Source organism: Pseudomonas sp. YuFO20 (assembly GCF_035064975.1).
GTDB classification, from domain to species: Bacteria; Pseudomonadota; Gammaproteobacteria; order Pseudomonadales; family Pseudomonadaceae; genus Aquipseudomonas; species Aquipseudomonas putida_AE.
In genome coordinates this window covers 1-5,181 of the sequence record NZ_JAXDEO010000122.1, presented here as the reverse complement: position 1 = coordinate 5,181, position 5,181 = coordinate 1, and the positions used below count along the sequence as shown (strand labels likewise).

Below are 5,181 nucleotides of genomic sequence, written 5' to 3'. Positions count from 1 at the left end.
CTTGATCGGGTACTCGGGACTGCCGTAGGCGTAGCAGGAGGTGGTGACTTGCAGTTCTTCGCAGGGCAGGAAGTGCACGGTGAGGCCGCAGACTTTTTGGCCGGTGTAGTCAGGGATTGGGACGACTTTGCTGTGTTGGCGTTTTTGAGCGTCAACTCTGTCGAGCCAGGCGTAATATTTGTCCCTATCAGCAAAGCCGGGGAAACCTGCTGAACTTCCTTCTCCAGTCTCCCAATCAACACGCACTGTCATCCCCGGTTGCCAGCGTGCCGGCGCAACGAAGCAACAGCCGCCCCCGCCCCCCTGATAAGGCCCGATGATGTCGATGCCCGAACGGCCATCGACACTGAAATGGTTGATTGCCCAGTGAGTGTGATTGATGGCGTCGAGCGTGCTGGACTGAGCATGTTGTGCAAACAGGCTGCCGATCAAAGCGCCCACGACAACGGCCCGTTCGCGCCATGGGCTGGCTTTGAGCTCGGGCCTGCGGCCCTGCTCTACGCGTCGAAGAACAGGTTCAGGCCGATGCATTTTTCATCTCACCAGCCTGGGCATAAAACGCTTCCCACAGCGCATCGATGTCTTGCATGGCCTTGGCCAGCTGCTCGGCGTCCAGCACCACAGGTTGCGCGGCGCTGGCAGGCCCGGCATTCGGGTTGGTGCTCGCCAGCACTTCACCGTTCTCGCCATACAGCGCCAGGTCGCGACGGCCGGCCTCGCCGAAAAACACCATGCGTTCGCCGAAATAACTGCCGGACCTCTCACGTCCCAGTGTGTACATAAACCAGGCGCGGGAGTCGTGGACCTGATCGTCGAACAGTGCGCGTAAAAGCCCTTCGGGTTGCGTGGCGTTGCGGCTTTCGTCGACATTGCCGCGCCGGGTTTCATTTTGATGATTGATTTCGCGCAATGGTGGCGGGAATAATCGACTGACCCGCGCCTGCCCCGAAGCTTTCATTCGCTGTCGCTCGAACCGCACCTCGGCGGTCAGTTTCTGATACAGAATCGATGTTGCGATGCCCATCGGTCCCGAGAGCTTCAAGGATTGTGGTAAGCGTTCGGGGCCGCGGTAGTCCTTGCCGAACTCCTCGGCCGCTTCGCGCAATTGGGTTTGTGCCATGTCGGCATCAAAATCCTTGACCCCAGGCTCCAGTGGCATGTTCGGTTCGCGGCTGAGAAATTCGCGAGCCCGCTGCTGCTTGCGGCTTTTTACGATCGCTGCCTGATTCTGGTCGCGTTCTTTTTCGGCGCGCGCGCGTTCCCCTTTGTCGGCTTCGCGGTCGCTCGCCTGAAGATAGAATGGGGTGTGCTTGAGGCTGGCAAAGGCATAGCGGTCGATGCGCCAGGCGGTGATCCAGCTCATCTGCTCGCGTAGGGTTTGCTCCACGCTAGTGGTTGCGGGTAATGGCTGGTAATGGTCAACCTGTTCAGCGGGTAACGGTTGTTGTGCTGGGGGAAAGCCTAGGGTTAGCTGACGCCAGGCGTTGAAACGGTTAACAAGTTCTGAATTGATGTCAAACTCACGTACCGTCTCAGGCCCCATCGCCCGCCAGAGCTCATGGCGCAACTCGTTTGGTAACGTATCCATGGGCACTTTCAGTGGTGCTCCTTGGGCAAAGGCATCGGAATACAGATCGTTCAAGGCAATCTGCGACAGCAAAAGACTGTCTCCTACCCGAGGGTCCGTACTGACAGCCTTACCCTGATCCCCCGGCGGATACCCTCCACCCTGATCCGAATGCACGCCCGGATAAACCACCTCCACACTATTCGCCGGATACCCCCCCTTCTCACGGCGAATGGACTCCAGCGGAAAACTCAACCGCTGCTCATGACTGGCAACGATATGCAGGCAACGCTTGACCAGACTGCTGGCGGGCAGTTCCTGGTTGCCATCGGCCCAACTCATATGGCCGTTGGCCCCTGGGACGATGTCGGCCAGACCGACCGAGGCCACGGTGTCCAGCAGTCCCAGGTACTCGACGCTGACGGGCAGCCGCAGGTCGGACAAGGGCAAGGCCAGCACTGGTTCAGTCAGGGTCAACAACTGGTTCAGCCAACTGACAAAGGCCCGCGCCGCCGATGCGCCACGGGAAAACCCATACACGTACAGCTTGATGCCCAACAGTTTGACCTGACCGGGTTGCGGTTGGGTCAAAGCAATGCGCAAGGGCTTTTCCAGGGCCTCGAACTGTTTGCGAAACTCACGGCTGCGGGCGGCGAAGCCGGTTACCCATTCCAGTCCGGGCGCCGTGCCCATGGCCTTGACCGCGGCGAGCAGGGCCGGGTTGTCCAGCCGTGGCAGCCCCAGTGTGCGGCGCACGGCATCGAGGATCATCAACAGGCCCCAGTTGATCCGTTCCTCGCCATACCAGGCTCCCCCCAGTCCCAGAATGCTGTAGTCGAGGTCGCCGACTTCGGTAAACGGCGTGCCCACACCGGGCATGTAGTACTTGAAGTACTGGCCATTGCCGGTGCCTGCCGCATCGGTCAAACCCTTGGCAGCGGGGCTATGCCCGGTACCGCCGGCATGGCCGTCGCCAATGCTGGCGCGGAACATCCGGGCGACGTTGGTCGGGTGCCGGGGATCCGACAGGTAGAGGTCGTTGTTAAGGTTATTGCCGGTGCCGTCGAAGAACAGACTGATGTGCAAGGTCTTGCAGCACGGCGGCATCAGGCGGCGCCCGGCCGCCACGCACAAGGCATCGTGGTAATCCGCCTCCAGCTGACACTGGCGCCGATTATTTTGATAGACCTGCGCGACGTTACGAGGCAAACGTCCCTCGACCGGAAACGCTGGCGGGTACCACATAGAAGCGTGTTTCACTTCGGACATGACTGGGGCTCCGGCAATTGCAGTGGGGTCTTGATCGGGTATTCGGGGCTGCCGTAGGCGTAGCAGGAGGTGCTGACTTGCAGGTCTTCGCAGGGCAGGAAGTGCACGGTGAGGCCGCAGACTTTTTGGCCGGTGTAGTCAGGGACTGGGACGACTTTGCTGTGTTGGCGCTTTTGAGCTCTTATTACTTCCGCCCATACCTCGTACTTGATCTCATCCGCAAAGCCGGGGAAACCATCGGGATAAGCCACCCCCGTCTCCCAATCCACACGCACCGTCATCCCCGGTTTCCAGCGTGTCGGCGCCACATAGCAGCAACCCCCACCACCACCTTGGTAGGGCCCGATAATGTCGATCCCCGAACGGCCATCGACACTGAAATGATTGATGGCCCAGTGGGTGTGGTTGATGGCCTCAAGGGTGCCGGCCTGGATGTCCTGCGCGAATACGGAGGCAGTCAGGTCGACGAGCATGGCAACGATTACGTTGTTTACTGCGGGTATGGGCATGAAATTCGGCTCCTGTCTTTGCGGGGTCGAGGCACTCAGGCAATGCGCAACTTGTCGAGGGTGAAAGCTTCGCGTTCGGGCATCAGCAACAATCCAGCCTGAGTGGCTTCGAGCATGGCGCCGTAGCAGGCTTGAAAATGCTGTTCGGCGCTCCGCTCGCAAGGCAGTGCATGGCGCAGGTTGCTCATGGCCAACGTGGCATCACTGGCACAACCGAGGGTGTCTACCTGGCTGTCGCTAAGTTCGATGGGACTCAACAGGGCGACGCTTTCGGGCGTATCGGGAGCCCCTGGAAAGTGCTGGGGAAGACCATCGCGATCGAGCCAGCTCCAGAACACGGCGGGACGCAGCCACGGCTGTTGCTGATCGGCTTGCAGCACATGGCTGAACAGCAGCGGGAACAGACGCGGATCGTAGTAGCGCAGCAACCCCGGATAGCCGCCATTGCGTGCTTCAAGATAGCGCCCCAGGTGCTCGGCCAAAGCCTGGAAAGGCCAGTGGGAAGCCAGCGCCAGCAGTTGCGAGCGCCCCTGCAAGTCATGCATCAACCCCTTGAGCCACTGCCGCTGTAGCGGCTGCGCCAGGTCAACGCGCACCAGCAACGGCGCCAGCTCTTCGGCCCCTGCTTCCGGCAGTCCGGTGAACAACGAGTACCAGGTCAGTGATGGCTGCACACTGACCACACTTGGGAGCAGTGGGGAATTGCTGCCTGCCTGGTCGATGATGATGTCGATGCAGGTTATGGACGCCTTCGCGCACGAGGCCTCCAGCAAACCGATCCAGGTACCGAGCGGAGTGTTCGTCATGCTTGCGTCTCCCTGAGCACAAAGCCCTGCGCTGCGGCCTGGGCTCTTTTCAGGCAGTCCTTGCACACTGAACCAGGCAGTTCCGGTAGAGGATGGGTTTTGCTGGCGGCCGGGTTGAACTCGTGATGCGCCGCCTTGACCAGGTGATTGCCAGCCGTGCCCTTTTCGATGCCGCCCGCATCGAGGCTGAGATAGCTGCCGCCGCCGTTGAGGTAGATTCTCTTTTTCGCGGTCAGGTGGATTTCATCTTCGGTACTGGTGATGTCCAGGCCAAGACGGGCGATTAGCTCCAGCGTGCCGTTTTGCGCCTGCACGCTGATCGGGCCCTGGTTGGCAATCAGCTTCATCCCCAGCTTGCGCACGAACATACTCAGCCCCTCGCCGATGCCGATGAACAGACGCTTGACCACGCTCAGATCGGCCTGGCCGCCGGCGTTGAGCATCAGGTTCTCCTGCGCCGCCAGTTGCAGGTGCTGGCCGCTGCTCAAGGCGATGCCTTGGGGCGCGCTGAGCAGGACCACCTGGGCCTGAAGTGCGTCGACTCGTTCATTCATAAGGGCCCACTGCGACTGCACATCGGCGGGCTCGGCGTGGGCTGCCTGGGCATCGCTGGACAGGCCTTGCAGTTGATCGCCAGCCTGTTGCAAGCGACCCAGTGCAGCCTGCATGTCCAGCACCTGGCCCTGGGCTTTGGGCTGCAGGTCGGCACTGATGAACAATCCCTTGCCCCCACGGATGGCGCCATGCCCATCGCTCCTCAGCTCAAACCCCTCACCCCGCTTCTGCTTCTGCGCATCCACCAGATGCCCCAGGTTCAGCTGGCTCTTGCCACTGTGCTCGGTACTGAGCTTGACGTGCTCCTCGCCGCGGTTGTCCTCCATGCGCAGCTTGTTGTTCGCCGAGGTGCGCAGCACGTTGCGCTTGTAGTTGCGCAGGGTCACGTGGTCCGGGTGGTCGCTGTCGTGCAGGGCGTGGGCGATGTAGGGGCGGTCGGGGTCGCCCTGTTCGAAGGCGATGGCCACTTCGGTGC

5 protein-coding genes are annotated in these 5,181 nt (G+C 61.0%); all 5 read right to left on the bottom strand.

Annotated features, from left to right (window positions below; all coding sequences use genetic code 11):
- Nucleotides 1-531, bottom strand: a 531-nt coding sequence (locus tag SOP85_RS30670) for a DUF3304 domain-containing protein (RefSeq protein WP_323629360.1), incomplete at its 3' end; no start/stop codon positions are given.
- Nucleotides 518-2,836: a T6SS phospholipase effector Tle1-like catalytic domain-containing protein gene (locus tag SOP85_RS30665; RefSeq protein ID WP_323629359.1), complete on the bottom strand. Its 2,319-nt coding sequence runs from the start codon at nt 2,834-2,836 to the stop codon at nt 518-520. The genes SOP85_RS30670 and SOP85_RS30665, both read right to left, overlap by 14 nt.
- A complete protein-coding gene (locus SOP85_RS30660; RefSeq protein ID WP_323629361.1) occupies nt 2,824-3,309 on the bottom strand; it encodes a DUF3304 domain-containing protein in 486 nt (161 codons plus the stop codon). Before SOP85_RS30660 ends, SOP85_RS30665 begins: the two co-directional genes overlap by 13 nt.
- Nucleotides 3,310-3,380: 71 nt before the next feature.
- Entirely contained in the window at nt 3,381-4,151 is a 771-nt protein-coding gene (locus tag SOP85_RS30655) for a DUF4123 domain-containing protein (protein ID WP_323629358.1), read from the bottom strand.
- The coding region (locus SOP85_RS30650) for a DUF2345 domain-containing protein (protein WP_323629357.1) at nt 4,148-5,181 on the bottom strand (1,034 nt) is incomplete at its 5' end. The genes SOP85_RS30650 and SOP85_RS30655, both read right to left, overlap by 4 nt.

Excerpts from the sequence above, each read along its gene's own strand:
- SOP85_RS30665 (WP_323629359.1), bottom strand. The coding sequence starts at position 2,836 with ATGTCCGAAGTGAAACACGCTTCTATGTGGTACCCGCCAGCGTTTCCG.
- SOP85_RS30660 (WP_323629361.1), bottom strand. The coding sequence starts at position 3,309 with ATGCTCGTCGACCTGACTGCCTCCGTATTCGCGCAGGACATCCAGGCC.
- SOP85_RS30655 (WP_323629358.1), bottom strand. The coding sequence starts at position 4,151 with ATGACGAACACTCCGCTCGGTACCTGGATCGGTTTGCTGGAGGCCTCG.